Annotated in this window: 15 protein-coding genes; 6 read left to right on the forward strand and 9 right to left on the reverse strand. The window is 72.7% G+C overall.

Going from position 1 to position 17423, the window contains the following annotated elements:
- Positions 1-64 precede the first annotated feature (64 nt).
- The 6 genes from ACFCZ1_RS20685 to ACFCZ1_RS20710 form a co-directional block, all read right to left on the reverse strand.
- The gene (locus ACFCZ1_RS20685) at positions 65-964 is read right to left on the reverse strand and encodes a siderophore-interacting protein (RefSeq protein WP_376679724.1); all 900 of its coding nucleotides are present in this window, start codon (positions 962-964) and stop codon (positions 65-67) included.
- A 41-nt stretch (positions 965-1005) separates the two neighbouring features.
- A complete protein-coding gene (locus ACFCZ1_RS20690; RefSeq protein WP_376679725.1) occupies positions 1006-2046 on the reverse strand; it encodes an ABC transporter substrate-binding protein in 1041 nt (346 codons plus the stop codon).
- A gap of 147 nt (positions 2047-2193) precedes the next feature.
- On the reverse strand, positions 2194-3354 hold the full coding sequence (locus ACFCZ1_RS20695; RefSeq protein ID WP_376679726.1) for an acyl-CoA dehydrogenase family protein: 1161 nt from the start codon (positions 3352-3354) through the stop codon (positions 2194-2196).
- A gap of 7 nt (positions 3355-3361) precedes the next feature.
- Positions 3362-4294, reverse strand: coding sequence for a hydroxymethylglutaryl-CoA lyase (locus ACFCZ1_RS20700; RefSeq protein ID WP_376679727.1), 933 nt, complete (start codon positions 4292-4294; stop codon positions 3362-3364).
- Positions 4291-6318 (reverse strand): acetyl-CoA carboxylase biotin carboxylase subunit, encoded by a 2028-nt coding sequence (locus ACFCZ1_RS20705; protein ID WP_376679728.1) that lies wholly within the window; start codon positions 6316-6318, stop codon positions 4291-4293. Before ACFCZ1_RS20705 ends, ACFCZ1_RS20700 begins: the two co-directional genes overlap by 4 nt.
- Before the next feature lie 16 nt (positions 6319-6334).
- Positions 6335-7951 carry a carboxyl transferase domain-containing protein gene (locus ACFCZ1_RS20710; protein ID WP_376679729.1) on the reverse strand — a complete coding sequence of 539 codons (1617 nt, stop codon included), beginning with the start codon at positions 7949-7951 and terminating at the stop codon, positions 6335-6337.
- A 99-nt stretch (positions 7952-8050) separates the two neighbouring features.
- On the opposite strand from ACFCZ1_RS20710, the gene ACFCZ1_RS20715 reads away from it, so the two are divergent.
- From ACFCZ1_RS20715 to ACFCZ1_RS20725, 3 genes are read left to right on the forward strand one after another with little or no spacing between them, the layout of a single operon-like run.
- Positions 8051-8629, forward strand: coding sequence for a TetR/AcrR family transcriptional regulator (locus ACFCZ1_RS20715; RefSeq protein WP_376679730.1), 579 nt, complete (start codon positions 8051-8053; stop codon positions 8627-8629).
- 56 nt (positions 8630-8685) lie between these two features.
- A complete protein-coding gene (locus tag ACFCZ1_RS20720; protein WP_376679731.1) occupies positions 8686-9498 on the forward strand; it encodes a phosphatase in 813 nt (270 codons plus the stop codon).
- Positions 9499-9557: 59 nt separating this feature from the next.
- A complete protein-coding gene (locus tag ACFCZ1_RS20725) occupies positions 9558-10436 on the forward strand; it encodes a DUF4253 domain-containing protein (RefSeq protein ID WP_376679732.1) in 879 nt (292 codons plus the stop codon).
- A gap of 18 nt (positions 10437-10454) precedes the next feature.
- Here ACFCZ1_RS20725 and ACFCZ1_RS20730 read toward each other — a convergent pair whose 3' ends face one another.
- The 3 genes from ACFCZ1_RS20730 to ACFCZ1_RS20740 form a co-directional block, all read right to left on the reverse strand.
- The gene (locus tag ACFCZ1_RS20730) at positions 10455-11333 is read right to left on the reverse strand and encodes an acyl-CoA thioesterase (protein WP_376679733.1); all 879 of its coding nucleotides are present in this window, start codon (positions 11331-11333) and stop codon (positions 10455-10457) included.
- Between the two features lie 19 nt (positions 11334-11352).
- Positions 11353-12510 carry an acyl-CoA dehydrogenase family protein gene (locus tag ACFCZ1_RS20735; RefSeq protein ID WP_376679734.1) on the reverse strand — a complete coding sequence of 386 codons (1158 nt, stop codon included), beginning with the start codon at positions 12508-12510 and terminating at the stop codon, positions 11353-11355.
- 104 nt (positions 12511-12614) lie between these two features.
- Complete coding sequence (locus ACFCZ1_RS20740) at positions 12615-14063, reverse strand: PucR family transcriptional regulator (protein WP_376679735.1); 1449 nt, start codon at positions 14061-14063, stop codon at positions 12615-12617.
- A gap of 117 nt (positions 14064-14180) precedes the next feature.
- On the opposite strand from ACFCZ1_RS20740, the gene speB reads away from it, so the two are divergent.
- The 3 genes from speB (at position 14181) to ACFCZ1_RS20755 (ending at position 17421) form a co-directional block, all read left to right on the forward strand.
- Positions 14181-15143 carry an agmatinase gene (gene speB / locus ACFCZ1_RS20745; protein WP_362587276.1) on the forward strand — a complete coding sequence of 321 codons (963 nt, stop codon included), beginning with the start codon at positions 14181-14183 and terminating at the stop codon, positions 15141-15143.
- 61 nt (positions 15144-15204) lie between these two features.
- Positions 15205-16872 carry a thiamine pyrophosphate-binding protein gene (locus ACFCZ1_RS20750; RefSeq protein WP_376679736.1) on the forward strand — a complete coding sequence of 556 codons (1668 nt, stop codon included), beginning with the start codon at positions 15205-15207 and terminating at the stop codon, positions 16870-16872.
- A 105-nt stretch (positions 16873-16977) separates the two neighbouring features.
- Complete coding sequence (locus tag ACFCZ1_RS20755; RefSeq protein WP_376679737.1) at positions 16978-17421, forward strand: hypothetical protein; 444 nt, start codon at positions 16978-16980, stop codon at positions 17419-17421.
- The last annotated feature ends 2 nt before the right edge of the window (positions 17422-17423 follow it).

A 17423-nucleotide genomic window follows, 5' to 3' on the forward strand; every position in this document is an offset into this window, starting at 1 on the left:
TGGAGATGGGCCCTGGCCGGAAGCCGGGGCCCATCTCAACTGCTCTGCTGGGTAAGGGAGTTGCCTACAGCTCGGAAGCCGGGTCCTCGCTCGGGGCCCGGCCCGCGTACGCCTCGGCGAGGAGCTGCTCCTCGCTCGCCCCGAGCCGCCAGTAGCCGGTGAAACGCACCGCGCGGCGATCGACGGATCGTTCCTGCACGAAGTGCCGGCGCACGGCCCGGATCGTGCCGGACTCGCCCGCCAGCCACACGTACGGGGCTTCGGCGGGGCGCGGATCCTCGGCCCGCAACACGCTCAGCAGCTGCTCGGTCCGCTCCCGGCCCGCGCTGCCGCGCACGATCCAGGTAATGTCCGCCTCGGCGAGCGTGTCCAGCGGCAGCCGGTCGTCCTCGTGCGGGACCTCCAGCCAGGCCCGGACCGGGGTGCCCGCGGGCAGCCCGTCCAGGATCGCGGCCGCGGCCGGCAGGGCGGTCTCGTCCGCGTACATCCAGATCGCGTCGCTGCCGGCCGGCGGCTGGAACCGTACGGACTTGTTCTCCGCGACGGCCGGGCCGATCGCCATGATCCGGCGGCCGGTGACCGCCCGTCCCGCCCAGCGCGAGGCGGGGGACGAGTCGCCGTGCAGGACGAAGTCGATGTCGACCTCGTCCACGCCCCCGGCCGTACGGCGCTGCTCGCGCACGGTGTAGGAGCGCATCACCGGGCGTTCCCCGTCCGGCATCGCGCGCCAGGCGGCGAACCAGGTGTCCTCGTCCGTGGACGGGAGCACCGTGTGCTCCTGGTCGCCCGTCGGCAGGAAGAGCGACAGGCTCTGGTCGAAGCCGCCCGAGCGGAAGTCCGCGAGGGACTCACCGCCGAACGTGACCCGCAGGAACGAGTGGCCGAGGCGGCGCGTGCGGAGCACGTCGAGCGTGAAGAACCGGAAGTGCGCTACGGCCGGGGCGTCGGACGCGGTGGCGGTCATACGGTGGGTCCCCCCTGGGATTCAGCCGGAGTGAAGGGTGGTCAGCTGACCTTCTTGGCGTTCTGGACGGCCTTGGTGAGGTCCTCCAGGATCTGGGCGCACCTGTCGTACGAGTAGATCGGCTCGGTGACGCGCGGGGTGACCTGGCCGGCCTTGACGGCGGGGAGCTCGGCCCACGTGGCCTTGGCCTTCAGGGCGTCCGGCTGCAGGGTTCCGGTGCGGTTGTCGAGCAGTACGACGTCGGCCTTGTACTTGCCGGCGTTCTCCCAGCTGAGGCTCTCGAAGAAGCCGCCCTCGTCCAGCTTCTCCGGGGTGACGAACTCGACGCCGAGGGACTTGAAGTACTTCAGGTCGGCCGAGGTGTCCGGGGTCGAGACGTAGAACAGCGCGTCGGCGCCGGAACCGGCGAGCACCTTGACGCCCGGGTTGGCCTTGGTGGCCTCGCGGAGCTTGGCGGAGGCGGCCTCGAAGCGGGCCTTGGCGTCGACGACGGTCTTGGAGTTCAGGTCGGCGCCGAGCGCCTTGGCGAGCTCCGCGGTGCGCTGCAGGCCCTTGTCCAGGGTGGCGTCGCCGCCCACGCCGATCGCGGCGGCCGGGGCGAGCTTGAGGATCTTGTCCTTGGAGGCCTCCGGCACGTACCAGTACTTGCCGTCCCAGGTGTTGGTGACCAGCAGGTCGGGCTGGAGGGCCGCGTACTTCTCGACGTTGAACTCGTCGTAGACGTTGCCGAGGATCTCGACCTTGGAGATGTCCATCGAGCCGGCCTGGACGTCGGGCTTGCCGTCGGCGGTCCTGGTCGGGCCGAAGACGCCCTTGACCGGGACGCCGTAGTCGTACAGCGCGGCGGCGGTGCCGGTGAACGCGACGATGTTCTTCGGCTTGGCCTTGAGGCTGACTTCCTTCTTCGTGACGTCGTCCGTGAAGGTCCAGGGGCCCGAGGCGGCGGAGCCCTTGTCCTTGCCGCCGTCACCCTTCGCCGAGTCGGTGCCTCCACACGCGGCGAGCGCCGCGACGAGGCCGAGGGCGCCGCCGGCCGCGACGAATCCGCGACGGGTCAGGGAGGAGGTACGGGACTTGGGCATGTCGGGGTCCGCTTTCGTGCGTGCAGGGCGGCCAGCCACCGGGCCGTTCGGAGGGAAGGTTAGCCTAACCTTGGCCGAAAGCGGTAAGGGGGCCCTAACTTTCTTGGGCCCCCTCGGTGCTGTCCTGCGTCCGTACGCGCGCTACGGCTAGGCGGAGAAGCCCAGTTCACGCGCGATCAGCATGCGCTGGACCTCGCTCGTGCCCTCGCCGATCTCCAGGATCTTGGAATCCCGCCACATCCGGGCCACCGGGTACTCGTTCATGAACCCGTAGCCGCCGTGGATCTGCGTGGCCTCGCGGGCGTTGTCGACGGCGACCGTGGAGGAGTACAGCTTCGCGATCGCCGCCTCCTTCTTGAACGGCTCCCCGGCCACCAGCCGGGAGGCCGCGTCGCGCCAGCCGATGCGGGCCATGTGCGCGCGCATCTCCATGTCGGCCAGCTTGAACTGGATGGCCTGGTTGTCGCCGATCGCCTTGCCGAAGGCGTGCCGCGCCTTGGCGTACTTCACCGACTCGTCCACGCAGCCCTGGGCGAGCCCGGTGGCCAGCGCCGAGATGGCGATGCGGCCCTCGTCGAGGATCCGCAGGAACTGGGCGTAGCCGCGCCCCTCTTCGCCCACCAGGTTGGCGAGCGGGACCCGTACGCCGTCGAAGGACAGCTCACGGGTGTCCGAGGAGTTCCAGCCGACCTTGGAGTACGGCGCGGCCACCGTGAAGCCCGGCGTGCCGGACGGGACGATGATCGAGGAGATCTCGGGGCGGCCGTCCGGCTTGCGGCCCGTCACGGCCGTGACGGTGACCAGACCGGTGATGTCCGTACCGGAGTTGGTGATGAAGCACTTGGAGCCGTTGATGACCCACTCGTCGCCCTCGCGCACGGCGGTGGTGCGGGTGCCGCCCGCGTCGCTGCCCGCGCCGGGCTCGGTCAGGCCGAAGGCGCCCAGGATCTCGCCGGAGCACATCTTCGGCAACCACTCCCGCTTCTGCTCCTCCGAGCCGAAGAGGTAGATCGGCATGGCGCCGAGGGAGACGCCGGCCTCCAGGGTGATGGCGACCGAGGAGTCGACGCGGGCCAGCTCCTCCAGGGCGATGCCGAGGGCGAGGTAGTCGCCGCCCATGCCGCCGTACTCCTCGGGGAAGGGCAGGCCGAACAGGCCCATGCGGCCCATCTCGCGGACGATCTCGTACGGGAACTCGTGGCGCTCGTACAGGTCGCCGATCTTGGGCGCGACGACGTCGTGCGCGAACTCCTCGACGGTGCGGCGGAGTTCCTCGTGCTCGGGGGTGAGCCGGTGGTCGAGGGACATGATGTGACTACTCCTTGTGGGAGAGGGCGCGGACGGTACGGGAGGGGCTGGGACGCCCCAGCTGTTCGGCCATCCACACGCTCGTGGCGGTGAGGGCGGCCAGATCGACCCCGGTCTCGATGCCGAGACCGTCGAGCATCCACACCAGGTCCTCGGTGGCGAGGTTGCCGGTGGCGCTCTTCGCGTACGGGCACCCGCCGAGGCCCCCGGCGGAGGCGTCGACCGTGGTCACGCCGTGCTGGAGCGCGGCGAGGGTGTTGGAGAGGGCCTGGCCGTAGGTGTCGTGGAAGTGCACGCCGATGCGGTCGGTGGCGACCCCCGCTTCGTTCAGGCCGCTGAGCAGTGCCTGAACGTGGCCGGGGGTCGCGACGCCGATGGTGTCGCCGAGGCTGAGCTCGTCGCAGCCGAGGTCGAGCAGGGACGTGGCCACGGAGACGACCTGGTGGACCGGGACCGGGCCCTCCCAGGGGTCGCCGAAGCACATCGAGAGGTAGCCGCGGACGTGGGCCCCGCCCTCTTTGGCGCGGGCCACGACGGGCTCGAACATGGCGAGGGACTCGGCGACGGTCCGGTTGAGGTTGCGCGAGGCGAAGGTCTCGGTGGCCGATCCGAAGACGGCGATGCGGGTGGCGCCGAGGGCGAGGGCGCGGTCGAGGCCGCGCTCGTTGGGGACGAGGACGGGCAGGGCCGCCTGCACGTCGCCGAGGAGCGGGACCAGTTCCTCGGCGTCGGCGAGCTGCGGCACCCACTTGGGGTGGACGAAGCTGGTGGCCTCGACGGTGGTGAGGCCGGCGGCGGCGAGCCGGTGGATGAACTCGGCCTTGACGGCGGTGGGGACGGCCGTCTTCTCGTTCTGCAGCCCGTCGCGGGCGCCGACCTCGTGGATCCGGACCCGGGCCGGGAGGCCCGGGGCCGGGACGGTCATGGGCAGACGGTTCATGCGGCCGCCTCCTCTTCCGGTTCCGGGGTGACCACGGCCAGGACCTGGTCCATGGCGACGGTGGTGCCGGGGGTGACGTCGAGCTCGGTGACGGTCCCGGCGTGCGGGGCGGAGATGACGTGCTCCATCTTCATGGCCTCGACGACGAGGAGGCTCTGCCCGGCCACCACCGTGTCGCCCACGGCCACCTTGACGACGGTGACGGTGCCGGGCATGGGGGCGGCCAGCGTGTCGGCCCCCGCGTGTCCGCTCCCGCTCAGCGCCGCGGCGACCGGGTCGTGGGCCTGCACGTGCCAGGAGTCCGCGTCGCGGCCCAGCCAGGTCCCCTCCGGGGAGGCGGCGTGGCTGAACCGGTGCGTGACGCCGTCGAGTTCGACGGTGACGGTGTCGCAGGTGCGGGCCACGATCCGGGCGCGCGCCGGTGCCGCCTGATCCGGCCCGGCGGGGTCGACGACGAGCAGCTCGGACTCCGCGCCCAGGGGTCGGGTGCGGACCTCCACCGGGTCCTGGCCCGGGAGGCGGAAGTGGCGCACCGTCCAGGCCGCAGTGCCGCCGAGGCGCCAGCCGTTGGCCGCGTCGAACGGGTCGACCCAGCGGGCGGTGGCCGGGGGAATGCGGGGCGCGGCCAGCAGCGCGGCCGCCGCGTACACCTCGTACGGGACCCCCTCCGGGAGGAGGGAGGGGAGGTCGCGCTCGACCAGGCCCGTGTCCAGGTCGCCCGAGACCACGTCCGGGTGCGCGAGGAGACGGCGCAGGAAGCCCGCATTGGTCTGGACACCCAGGATCACCGTGTCGGCGAGGGCGGCCCGCAGCATGCGCAGGGCGCCGGCCCGGTCCGGCCCGTGGACGATGACCTTCGACAGCATCGGGTCGTACGTCGACCCGACCGGCACGCCCGCCGTCAGCCCGGAGTCCGTACGGACCGCCCCGCCGTCGGGCTCCGACAGCGCCAGGACCGTGCCGCCGGACGGCAGGAACCCCCTGGCCGGGTCCTCCGCGCAGACGCGGGCCTCGATCGCGTGGCCCGTGAGCCGGACCTCGTCCTGAGTGAGGGGCAGGGTCTGGCCGGCCGCCACCCGCAGCTGCAGCTCCACCAGGTCCAGGCCCGTGACCAGCTCCGTCACCGGGTGCTCGACCTGGAGGCGGGTGTTCATCTCCATGAAGTAGTAGGAGGAGGGGTCCCCGCCCGGGACGATGAACTCCACCGTGCCCGCGCCCACGTACCCGCACGAGCGGGCCGCGTCCACGGCCGCCGCGCCCATCGCCGCGCGGGTCTTCTCGTCGAGCAGGACCGAGGGGGCCTCCTCGATGACCTTCTGGTGGCGCCGCTGGAGCGAGCACTCGCGCTCGCCCAGGTGGACCACGTTCCCGTGGGCGTCCGCCAGCACCTGGATCTCGATGTGCCGCGGCCGGTCCACCCACCGCTCGACCAGGAGGGTGTCGTCGCCGAAGGAGGAGCGCGCCTCGCGGCGGGCCGCCGCGATCTCCTCGGCCAGTACGGCCGCGTCGCGCACCAGCCGCATGCCCTTGCCGCCGCCGCCCGCCGAGGGCTTCAGCAGCACCGGCATGCCGATCTCCTCGGCGGCGGAGACCAGTTCGGCGTCGGTGAGGCCGCTGCCGGAGGAGCCGGGGACCACGGGCACGCCCGCCGCCTTCACCGTCTCCTTGGCCCGGATCTTGTCGCCCATGAGGGAGATGGCGGAGGCGGGCGGCCCGATGAAGGCCAGTCCGGCGTCCGCGCACGCCTGGGCGAAGGCCGCGTTCTCGGCGAGGAAGCCGTAGCCCGGGTGCACGGCCTCGGCGCCCGTCCGCCTCGCGGCATCCAGCAGCCGCTCCACCGACAGGTAGCTCATCGAGGCCGCCGCCGGGCCGATCCGGACGGCCGTGTCGGCCTCCCGTACGTGACGGGCGTCCGCGTCGGCGTCGCTGAAGACGGCCACGGAGCGGATGCCGAGCTCCCGCAGGGTGCGGATGACCCGGACCGCGATCTCGCCGCGGTTCGCGACCAGAACAGTGCTGAACATCGAAGAGGTCCTCACGTCACATACGGAAGATGCCGAAAGCGGAGTCGCCCAGCGGGGCGTTCGCGCACGCGGTCAGGGCCAGTCCCAGCACCTGCCGGGTCTCCATCGGGTCGATGACCCCGTCGTCCCACAGCCGGGCCGTGGCGTAGTAGGCGTTGCCCTGTTCCTCGTACTGCGCGCGGACCGGGGCCTTGAAGGCCTCCTCGTCCTCGGCCGGCCACTCCTGGCCCGCGCCCTCGATCTGGTCGCGCTTGACGGTCGCCAGGACGGAGGCGGCCTGCTCGCCGCCCATCACCGAGATCTTGGCGTTCGGCCACATCCACAGGAAGCGCGGCGAGTACGCCCGCCCGCACATCGAGTAGTTGCCCGCGCCGTACGAGCCGCCCACCACCACCGTCAGCTTCGGGACCCGGGCGCAGGCCACCGCCGTCACCATCTTGGCGCCGTGCTTGGCGATGCCGCCCGCCTCGTAGTCCCGGCCGACCATGAAGCCCGAGATGTTCTGGAGGAAGAGCAGCGGGATCCCGCGCTGGTCGCACAGCTCGATGAAGTGGGCGCCCTTCTGGGCGGATTCGGCGAACAGGATGCCGTTGTTGGCGATGATGCCGACCGGGTGGCCGTGGATCCGGGCGAAGCCGGTGACCAGCGTCTGGCCGAACTCGGACTTGAACTCCTGGAAGCGGGAGCCGTCCACGACCCGGGCGATGATCTCGCGGGCGTCGTAGGGGGTGCGCGAGTCGACGGGGACCGCTCCGTACAGGCCGGCCGGGTCCACCTTCGGCTCCTCGGGAGCCTCGACCGACCAGGGCAGGGCCCCGCGCTCGGGCAGGGTCGCCACGATGTTCCGTACGATCCGCAGCGCGTGCGCGTCGTCCTCCGCGAGGTGGTCGGTGACGCCCGAGGTCCGGGAGTGCACCTCGCCGCCGCCGAGCTCTTCGGCCGTGACGACCTCGCCGGTGGCGGCCTTCACCAGCGGCGGGCCGCCGAGGAAGATCGTGCCCTGGTTGCGGACGATGACGGCCTCGTCGCTCATGGCCGGGACGTACGCGCCGCCCGCCGTGCAGGAGCCGAGGACGGCGGCGATCTGCGGGATGCCGGCGCCCGACATGCGCGCCTGGTTGTAGAAGATGCGGCCGAAGTGCTCCCGGTCGGGGAAGACCTCGTCCTGCATGGGGAGGAACGCGCCGCCGGAGTCGACCAGGTAGAGGCAGGGGAGACGATTCTCCAGGGCCACCTCCTGGGCGCGCAGGTGCTTCTTGACGGTCATCGGGTAGTACGTGCCGCCCTTGACGGTGGCGTCGTTCGCGACGATGACGCATTCGCGGCCGCTGACCCGGCCGATGCCCGCGATGACACCGGCGGCCGGGGCCGCGCCCCCGTACATGCCCTCGGCGGCCAGCGGGGCCAGTTCCAGGAAGGGGGATCCGGGGTCGAGGAGGGTGTCGACGCGGTCGCGCGGGAGGAGTTTCCCGCGGGCGGTGTGGCGGGCGCGGGCCTTCTCGCCGCCGCCGAGCCGGGCCGCGTCGAGCCGGGCCCGCAGCCCCTCGGTCAGCTCGCGGTGGGCGGCCTCGTTGGTCCGCCAGGCCTCGGACGCCGGGTCCGCGGCGCTCGTCAGCACTGGTGCCTGCTGCATCGGTCGAGCTCCCTTGCTCGGTGCACGCTGTTAATGAGCGTTAACGCATGTACGCCTTAGGTTAACGACCGCTAACGGCCCTGTCTAGAATGGTTTCCCATGAGCACCAGAGCGGCCGCCCCGACCCGTCGCGAGCAGATCCTCAGTGAGGCCGCCCGCCTCTTCGCCGCGCGCGGATTCCACGGCGTCGGCGTCGACGAGATAGGGGCCGCGGTGGGCATCAGCGGACCCGGCCTCTACCGGCACTTCGCGGGCAAGGACGCCATGCTCGCCGAGCTGCTGGTCGGCATCAGCGAGCGGCTGCTGACCGGCGGCCGCCGCCGGGCGGAGGAGGCGCAGGGCGATTCCGTCCTGGTCCTGTCCTCCCTCATCGACGGGCACATCGACTTCGCGCTGGACGACCGGGCGCTGATCACCCTGCACGACAGGGAGCTCGACCGGCTGCGGGACACCGACCGCAAGCTCGTACGGCAGCTGCAGCGGCAGTACGTGGAGCTGTGGGTGGCGGTCGTACGGGAACTGCATCCGGAGGTGGGCGAGGCGGAGGTACGGGTCTCCGTGCACGCCGTCTTCGGCCTGCTGAACTCCACCCCGCACCTGGCGGCCCTGGGGCGGGAGGCGACGGAGTCGCTGCTCCGGAGGCTCGCGCACGGGGCGTTCGGGGCGCTGTCGGTGTGAGCCGGGGCGTCCGCGGACCGGGATGGACGGGACGCTTCCGCCTGGGCGGCGGCAGAATGGCCCGTATGCCGAAGCCGATAGAGACGCCCGTACCCAGCCGCGCAGAACTCATCGACCACCTGGTCCGCACCCGGATCGCGGGGCAGGTCGCGACCCCGCGCGAGAACAACCTCTCCCATTACCGCAAGCTCGCCAACGGCGACCGGCACTACTGGCTCGGTCTGGAACTGGGCGACCGCTGGACCGACGAGCAGGACGTGCTCGCGGTGATGGCCGAGCGGTGCGGGGTCGTCGACGACCCCGAGCTCCGCCACGGCCAGGACACCATCGACCCCGAGCTGACCGTGGCCGGCCTGGACCGGCTGGCGGCGCGGCTGCGCAAGGCGGCGCTGGACCGGCAGAGCGTGCTGCTGGCCACCGGGCACCCGGGCGGGCTGCTGGACGTCCACCGGGTCACGGCGGCGGCCCTGCGGGCGGCCGGGTGCGAGATCGTCGTCATCCCCGCCGGACTGACGGCCGACGAGGGCTCGGTGTGGCAGTTCGCGGACGTCGCCGTGCTGGAGCGGGGCGCGACGCTGTGGCACACCCATTCGCCGGAGCCGATGGCCGCGATCCTGGACGGGCTCACGGCGGCGGGCCGCCCGCAGCCGGACCTGGTCGTCGCCGACCACGGCTGGGCGGGCTGCGCGGCGCAGCGCGGCCTGGACGCGGTGGGCTACGCGGACTGCAACGACCCGGCCCTCTTCCTCGGCGAGGCCGAGGGCACCCTCCAGGTGGCGATCCCGCTCGACGACCACGTCCGCGACCCGCGCCACTACGACCCGATGGTCGCCTACCTGCTGGACGCGGCGGGCCTGTTGGAGGCCTGAGGCCGCGTCTGAGACCGTGCCTGGGGGCGTTGTCAGTGGCCGCGGTTACGGTCGTTTTCATGCCGACACCGCCGAAGTCGCCGCAGGCGCACCACCCGCTGTCCGTGCTGGCCGAGGATCCCCAAGGGCGCTCCCTGGGGCTTGAGTTGCCGCCGGGGACGCTCTTCCCCCGGCCGGTCGCGCGGACCTGGCGCGCGCGCCGCGCGCGGCCCGAGCCGCTGCTGTGGGTCTGCGACGGACCCGTGGACGCCGGGGAGTTCGCCGCGCACCGGGGCCGCGCCCTGGCCGCGGCGGGGCTCCAGGCGGTGCTGCTCCTGGAGCGGTCCGGACTGGAACGGTGGTGGGAGGTCAAGGGGCTGGCGCCGGAGCGGATGTCCGACCCCGACGACCACCATGTCGAGCCGGTCCTGCGGGAGTTCTGGGGCGCCGTGATACCCGACCCCGAGGAGGAGGGCGAGGACGGTCCGGAGCTCATCGCCCCGTTCGGCCGACACTGGCCGGGCCTGGCGGACCCGGGCGCGCAGCCGCAGGACGGGCCGGACCCCGACGAGGCGGCCCGCGCCCTCGCGGCCGAGCTGATCGGGGACGGCACCCGGCCCGCCCCACGGCTCGCCCTGGTCGCGGCGGGACGCCCGGCCGACGTACCCACCGCGATGGGCTGGTGCGGGCCCACCAACCACGAGAACGACACCGCCCTCATGAGCGCGGTCCTGCGGTCCTGGGAGGACCGCTTCGGCGCCCGCGTCGTCGCCCTCGGCTTCGACGAACTCCACGTGTCGGTCGCGGCCCCGCCCCGTACGCTCGTCCGCTCGCTCCCCGTCGCGGCGGAGCACTTCGCCTTCGCGCCCGACAACATCTGGCAGGGCTCCGGCAGCATCCGGGCCTACGCGGACGAGGCGGTCACCGGCGCCGCACACTGGGGCTTCTGGTGGGACTGAGGCCGCCCGGGACGTCCGTCACGCACGCGGGACGCGGACCACGCCCTCCTGGATGACGGTGACGGCCAGACGTCCGTCCTGGGTCCAGATGCGGGCCTGGCCGAGGCCCCGGCCGGCGGCCGCCGAGGGCGACTCCTGGTCGTACAGCAGCCACTCGTCCGCGCGGAAGGGCCGGTGGAACCACATCGCGTGGTCCAGCGAGGCGCCGACCACGTCGCCCACCGCCCACCCGCCGCGCCCGTGGGCGAGCAGCACCGAGTCGAGCAGCGTCATGTCGGAGACGTACGTGGCCAGGCAGGTGTGCAGCAGCGGATCGGCGCTGTCCAGCTTCCCGGCCGTGCGGAACCACACCTGCGAGCGCGGCTCCACCGGCTCGCCGATGCTGCCCCAGGGCGGGATCGTGGCGTACCGCAGGTCCACGGCCTCCCGGGTCTCGATCAGCCGCTCGACCGTGCCCGGGTCGCGGAAGATATCCCGGTACGCGGGCAGCGACTCGGCCGCCGTGGGCAGGGACTCCGGGTCCGGGGCCGACGGCATCGGGACCTGGTGGTCGAGGCCGTCCTCGTACGTCTGGAACGACGCGGAGAGGTGGAAGATCGGCTGCCCGTGCTGGACGGCGACGACCCGGCGCGTGGTGAACGAGCGGCCGTCGCGGATGCGGTCCACGGAGTACACGATGGGCGCGCCCGTGTCCCCGGTGCGCAGGAAGTACGAGTGCAGGGAGTGCGCGGTGCGGTCCGCCGGGACGGTCCGCCCGGCCGCGACCAGCGCCTGGGCCGCGACCTGACCGCCGAAGACGCGCGGTACCAGGGAAGGCCTGCTGGTACCGCGGAAGATGTTCTCCTCGATCTGCTCGAGGTCGAGCAGATCGAGGAGGGACGTCAGTGCCTCGTTCATGGGACTGGGACTGGATCCCTTACAGGCCCATCGACTTGGCGATGATGGACTTCATGACCTCGCTGGTGCCGCCGTAGATGCGGTTCACGCGGTTGTCGGCGTACAGGCGGGCGATCGGGTACTCGTTCATGTAGCCGTAGCCGCCGTGCAGCTGGAGGCACTTGTCGATGACGCGGTGCGCGACCTCGGTGCAGAACAGCTTCGCGGACGCGGCCTCGGCCGCCGTCAGCTCACCGGCGTCCAGGGCCTCCAGGGCGCGGTCGGCGACCGCCTCGGCGGCGTCCACCTCGGCCTGGCAGGAGGCCAGCTCGAACTTGGTGTTCTGGAAGTGCGCGACCGGCTTGCCGAAGACGGTGCGCTCCGTCACGTACTGCTGGGCGAACCGGATGGCGGCCTTGGCCTGCGCGTAGGCGCCGAAGGCGATGCCCCAGCGCTCGGACGGCAGGTTGGCGCCGAGGTAGTAGAAGCCCTTGTTCTCCTCGCCGAGGAGGTCCTCGACCGGGACCTTCACGTCGACGAACGCCAGCTCGGCGGTGTCGGAGGTGCGCAGGCCGAGCTTGTCCAGCTTGCGGCCGATGGAGTAGCCCTCGGACTTGGTGTCCACGGCGAACAGGGAGATGCCGAAGCGGCGGTCCTCGGCCGAGGGGGCGGAGGTGCGGGCGCAGACGATCACGCGGTCGGCGTGCACGCCGCCGGTGATGAAGGTCTTGGCGCCGTTGAGGACGTAGTGGGTGCCGTCCTCGGAGAGCTTGGCGGTGGTCTTCATGCCCGCGACGTCGGAGCCGGTGCCCGGCTCGGTCATCGCCAGGGCCCACATCTCCTCGCCGGTGACGAACTTCTCGAGGTAACGCTTCTTCTGCTCGTCGTTGGCGAGCATCTTGATGTAGGGGAGGGCGAGCAGCACGTGCACGCCGGAGCCGCCGAAGTTCACGCCCGCGCGGGAGGTCTCTTCGTAGAGGACGGCCTCGAACTTGTGCGTGTCCAGGCCCGCGCCGCCGAACTCCTCGGGCACGTTGATGCCAAAGACGCCCAGCTCGCCGAGCTTGTAGTAGAAGTCGCGCGGCGCCTGGCCGGCCTGGAACCACTCGTCGTAGACCGGGACGACCTCGGCCTCGATGAAGGCGCGGATGGTCTCGCGGAACGCCTCGTGGTCCTCGTTGAATACGGTACGGCGCACGGCCGGCCTCCCTCTCTGCGGCTAAACCGCCGCCGCTCTCGCGGAGCGGTTGCGCGCCGTCGTGGTGCCTCAATTGATGGTTGAGGTCTAAGCGCTTGCTCAGATTAAGTTACCGACGAGTTATGGCCGCTGTCCAGGCCACGTAGCGCAAACCACAGTTCCATCCGGGTGTCGGGGTCGTCGAGGTCGCGGGCCAGCAGGGTCGCGGCGCGGGCCACCCGCTGGCGGACCGTGTTGCGGTGGACTCCGAGGGCTGTGGCGGTGCGGTCCCAGCTGCCGTGGTGGGCGAGCCAGGCGCGGAGGGTCTCGCGGTGCGCCGGGCCGAGCGGGGCGAGCAGGGACTCGGCGTGGGCGCGGGCCTCCGCCGGGTCGACGAGGGCGGCCAGCCCCCCGCTCGTGTGCCGGACCAGTGGGGTGCGGGCCGCCTCCGCGCGGTCCAGGGCCCGCGCGGCCTGGGCCGTCGCGGTCGCCAGCCCGTCCGGAGCCGCGGGGGCGCTCACTCCCAGCCGCCATCCGGGCTGCGGGGCCGGCTCCCGGTCGGTGAGCAGTCTTGCCCGGTCCCCCTGCGGGTCCAGCAGTACGGTGCCCAGCGCGGCCGCCAGGGCGTGCGGGTCGCCGGAGCCGCGGGCGTGCACGACGTACCAGGGTCCGGGTGCCAGGGCCCGGGCCGGGTGCCCGTCCAGCAGGAGCCGGGTGAGGGCGGCCGCCGCGTCCCCCTCGGGCCGGGGCGCGGTGAGCAGCGTCAGCAGCACGGCCGCGATGGCGGTGACGGCGTGGTCGCCGGGGGTGCGGTCGGGGCGGGCGACGCCGAGGACGGGCCCGTCGCCGAGGGCGTAGGCGGTCAGGCTCCAGCCCGCCGCGGAGTCGGTGGCGGTGGCCGCGCCGCCGGGCGGACCGACGCGCGCCAGCAGGGCGGACAGGGCCTCGGCGGCCCCGGTCGGCAGCGGGCGCCCCGCCGACTGTGCCGCCGACCGCCCCGCCGACCGGCCGTCCCGGTCCCGCCCGTCCTGGTCCCGCCCATCCCGGTCCCGGCCGGCCGGGACCAGGACGACGTGGCCCCCCAGGCTCGCCGCGAGCCGGGACAGCACCGCCGGGACCGGGTCGGGCCGGGCGGCCGCGGCGGCGAGCGACTGCTGGGCCTCGGTGACCCGGCGCAGCTCCCGCGTACGGGCCTCCGCCATCAGCCGCCAGACCGTACGGGCCACCGCGGTGAAGGGGGTCCCCGGCGGGACCTCCAGCAACGGCAGTCCGTACCGGTCGCAGGCCTCGGCGAGCCCCGGCGGCACCGCCTCGTGCACCGGGGCCACGCCGAAGCCGAGCGCCGCCACCCCCGCCGCGGAGAGCCGCGCGACGTACGCCTCGGCGTCGGTGAGCGCCGCCCCCGCCGTCAGGAGCAGCTCGCCGCCCAGCAGGTAGGGGGACGGGTCCGCCATCTCGGAGGCGTGCACCCCGTGCACATCGGCCTCGGCGGGCCCCGCGAGGTGGCGCAGGCCCAGCTCCCGGCCGGGGAGCAGCGCGCTGAGGGGGACCGGTGGGGTGAGCGGGGCCTCCATGGATACTCCGTATATGTCAGAGGCGGTCTATGGATAGAACGTACACTTCGCCGTCCCGTGGGCACCGGCTTACGCTCGAAGCACCGCACTTGTAGGACATCCAGAAGGGCACCCCCCATGAGCACGCAGCCGCGCGGACCCGTCGACTCCTCCCGCATCCCGCGCTACGCGGGCCCGGCGACCTTCGCCCGGCTGCCGCGCCTCGACGAGGTCGGCTCCGCCGACGTCGCCGTCGTCGGCGTGCCCTTCGACTCCGGTGTCTCCTACCGTCCCGGCGCCCGCTTCGGCGGCAACGCGATCCGCGAGGCCTCCCGCCTGCTGCGCCCGTACAACCCGGCCCAGGACGCCTCCCCGTTCGCCCTCGCGCAGGTCGCGGACGCCGGTGACATCGCCGTGAACCCCTTCAACATCAACGAGGCCGTCGAGACGGTCGAGGCCGCCGCCGACGAGCTGCTCGGCGCCGGCTCCCGCCTGATGACCCTCGGCGGCGACCACACCATCGCCCTCCCGCTGCTCCGTTCCGTCGCGAAGAAGCACGGCCCGGTCGCGCTGCTCCACTTCGACGCGCACCTGGACACCTGGGACACCTACTTCGGCGCCGAGTACACCCACGGCACCCCGTTCCGCCGCGCCGTCGAGGAGGGCATCCTCGACACCGAGGCGCTGTCCCACGTCGGTACGCGCGGCCCGCTGTACGGCAAGCAGGACCTGGATGACGACGCCAAGATGGGCTTCGGCATCGTGACCTCCGCCGACGTCTACCGGCGCGGCGCCGACGAGGTGGCCGACCAGCTGCGCCAGCGCATCGGCGACCGCCCGCTGTACATCTCCATCGACATCGACGTGCTGGACCCGGCGCACGCGCCCGGTACCGGCACCCCGGAGGCGGGCGGCATGACCTCCCGCGAGCTGCTGGAGATCATCCGGGGTCTGTCCTCCTGCAACCTCGTTTCCGCCGATGTCGTCGAGGTCGCCCCGGCGTACGATCACGCGGAGATCACCTCGGTCGCGGCCTCGCACACCGCGTACGAGCTCACCACGATCATGAGCCGTCAGATCGCGGCGGCGAAGGCCAAGTGACGGCGAAGGCCAAGTGACGGCGAACGCCGATTGACGGCGAAGGCGAAGGGCGACTGAGAGCGTGACGCACGACCACGACCTGGTACTCCGTCCCACCGAGGCCCAGACGGCCGCCGCCCTGGCGCCGCCGCCGGGCCGGACGGGCGGGGACCTGGTCGTGGAGACGCTGCGCTCCCTCGGCGCGACCACCGTCTTCGGGCTGCCCGGGCAGCACGCGCTGGCCGTCTTCGACGCCGTCGGCCGCTCGGACCTGCGCCTGATCACCCTCCGTACGGAGAACAACGCGGGCTTCGCCGCCGACGCGTACGGCCGGATCACGGGCGAGGCCGTGCCGCTGCTGCTGTCGACCGGCCCGGGGGCGCTGATGGCCCTGCCCGCGCTGGCGGAGGCGGCGGCGGCGTCCGCACCCGTCGTCGCCATTTCCTCCCAGGTCCCCGTGGCGGGTCTGGGCGGCGGCCGGCAGGGGTACCTGCACGAGCTGCGCGACCAGTCCGCCTCCTTCCGGGACGTGGTCAAGTCGGTCCATGTGGCCCGCAGCCCCTCCCAGATCCCGTCGGCGGTCGCGGCGGCCTGGGAGTCGGCGCTGTCCGCCCCGCACGGCCCGGTCTGGGTGGAGATCCCCGAGGACGTCCTGCGGGCCGAGACCCTCGTCCCGCAGGTCACGGGGATGGACGCGACCCCGCACGAACTCGCCCCGCGCCCGGAGCTGACGGCGCTGGCGGCGCACTGGCTGTCGCGGGCCTCCCGCCCGGTGATCATCGCGGGCGGCGGCGTGATCCGCGCGGACGCGGCGGGCAAGCTGAGGCAGCTGGCGGAACGCCTCAACGCCCCGGTGGTCACCACCTTCGGCGGCAAGGGCGCCTTCCCCTGGACGCACCCGCTCTCCCTCCAGTCCTGGCTGGAGGACCGCTACATGACCGACTTCCTGGAGGACGCGGACGTCCTCCTCGTCGTCGGCTCCGGACTGGGCGAACTGTCCTCGAACTACCACACCTTCTTCCCCACGGGCCGGGTCATCCAGATCGAGGCCGATCTCGGCAAGCTGGAGTCCAACCACGCGGGCCTGGGCATCCACGCCGACGCCCGCCTGGGGCTCCAGGCCCTGCTGGAGACGGTGGCCGGGCGCGAGGACCCGTACGCCCCGGACCGCGTCCGCATGGTCCTGTCGGCCGTCGCGGACCGCTTGTCCGGTCAGGACGTCGCGCTGGAGCAGGAACTCCTGGCCTCCGTCCGCGCGGCCCTGCCGCCGCGCTCCCCGTCCTTCTGGGACATGACGATCCTGTCCTACTGGGCGTGGTCGGCGTTCGACGCGCAACACCCCAACACCATGCACTCGGCCCAGGGCGCGGGCGGCCTCGGCTACGCCTTCCCGGCGGCCCTCGGCGCCTGCGCGGCGGAGCCCGGCACCCCGGTCCTGGCCGTCTCCGGCGACGGCGGCGCGATGTACTCGATCGGGGACCTGGCCACGGCGAAGCAGCACGGCCTGGACGTCACCTGGCTGATCGTGGACGACGGCGGCTACGGCATCCTGCGCGAGTACGGCTGCGAGACCGGCACGGAACTGACCCGCCCGGACTTCGTCGCCCTGGCGGCCTCCTTCGGCGTCCCGGCCGCCCTCACCACCGCGGACACCCTCCGCGAAGACCTGGCCACGTCCCTCTCCACGCCGGGCCCCTCGGTCCTGGTCCTCCCCACCACCCTCAAGATGTTCGCCCCGACGCACGTGTAGGGACCACCCTGGCGGTCGGACCGGGGCGGTAAGGAATCAGCCACTCCGATTCCGCTTGGTTAAGGTGGCCGGGTCAATGTCTGACGAGGTGTCGCTGGGGGAGACGTGTCGTTCGAGCAAGAGTGGGCCGGAGCCAAACAGGCCGCATCCGATGGCCCGTCGCCGCAGATGCGGCTGAATCAACTCCCTGCCGATCAGGGGGGTTCCACGGCGCCGCCCGGTGGCGGCTACGGCGTCCTGGCGACGGCCCCTCCCGAGAAGAAGAAGGCGGCCAACACCATCGAGAACGTCCTGCAGCCCGGCACGACGAAGGCAGCGGACGCAGCCGACGAACCGACGAAGGGCGCCGTCAAGGCCTTCAGCGGCTGGGAGACGGCGGTGGGCCTGACGAAGGCGCACACGCAGTGGGACGACCAGGTCAAGCGCCTGATGGCGCGGCTGAACTCGGAGAAGACGGCGCTTCGCGGGGCGTCGAACCTGTTCACCGGAAACGACCAGCTGACGGGTCGGAGCTTCCAGCCGGTGCAGTCCAAGATCTCGGGAGTGTAGGG

The sequence above is a fragment of the Streptomyces sp. NPDC056224 genome (assembly GCF_042267665.1).
In the GTDB taxonomy this organism is placed as follows: domain Bacteria; phylum Actinomycetota; class Actinomycetes; order Streptomycetales; family Streptomycetaceae; genus Streptomyces.

Bases quoted from the DNA above. Each gene is read 5' to 3' on its own strand.
- ACFCZ1_RS20685 (WP_376679724.1), bottom strand. From the start codon at position 964: ATGACCGCCACCGCGTCCGACGCCCCGGCCGTAGCGCACTTCCGGTTC.
- ACFCZ1_RS20690 (WP_376679725.1), bottom strand. From the start codon at position 2,046: ATGCCCAAGTCCCGTACCTCCTCCCTGACCCGTCGCGGATTCGTCGCG.
- ACFCZ1_RS20695 (WP_376679726.1), bottom strand. From the start codon at position 3,354: ATGTCCCTCGACCACCGGCTCACCCCCGAGCACGAGGAACTCCGCCGC.
- ACFCZ1_RS20700 (WP_376679727.1), bottom strand. From the start codon at position 4,294: ATGAACCGTCTGCCCATGACCGTCCCGGCCCCGGGCCTCCCGGCCCGG.
- ACFCZ1_RS20705 (WP_376679728.1), bottom strand. From the start codon at position 6,318: ATGTTCAGCACTGTTCTGGTCGCGAACCGCGGCGAGATCGCGGTCCGG.
- ACFCZ1_RS20710 (WP_376679729.1), bottom strand. From the start codon at position 7,951: ATGCAGCAGGCACCAGTGCTGACGAGCGCCGCGGACCCGGCGTCCGAG.
- ACFCZ1_RS20715 (WP_376679730.1), top strand. From the start codon at position 8,051: ATGAGCACCAGAGCGGCCGCCCCGACCCGTCGCGAGCAGATCCTCAGT.
- ACFCZ1_RS20720 (WP_376679731.1), top strand. From the start codon at position 8,686: ATGGCCCGTATGCCGAAGCCGATAGAGACGCCCGTACCCAGCCGCGCA.
- ACFCZ1_RS20725 (WP_376679732.1), top strand. From the start codon at position 9,558: ATGCCGACACCGCCGAAGTCGCCGCAGGCGCACCACCCGCTGTCCGTG.
- ACFCZ1_RS20730 (WP_376679733.1), bottom strand. From the start codon at position 11,333: ATGAACGAGGCACTGACGTCCCTCCTCGATCTGCTCGACCTCGAGCAG.
- ACFCZ1_RS20740 (WP_376679735.1), bottom strand. From the start codon at position 14,063: ATGGAGGCCCCGCTCACCCCACCGGTCCCCCTCAGCGCGCTGCTCCCC.
- speB (WP_362587276.1), top strand. From the start codon at position 14,181: ATGAGCACGCAGCCGCGCGGACCCGTCGACTCCTCCCGCATCCCGCGC.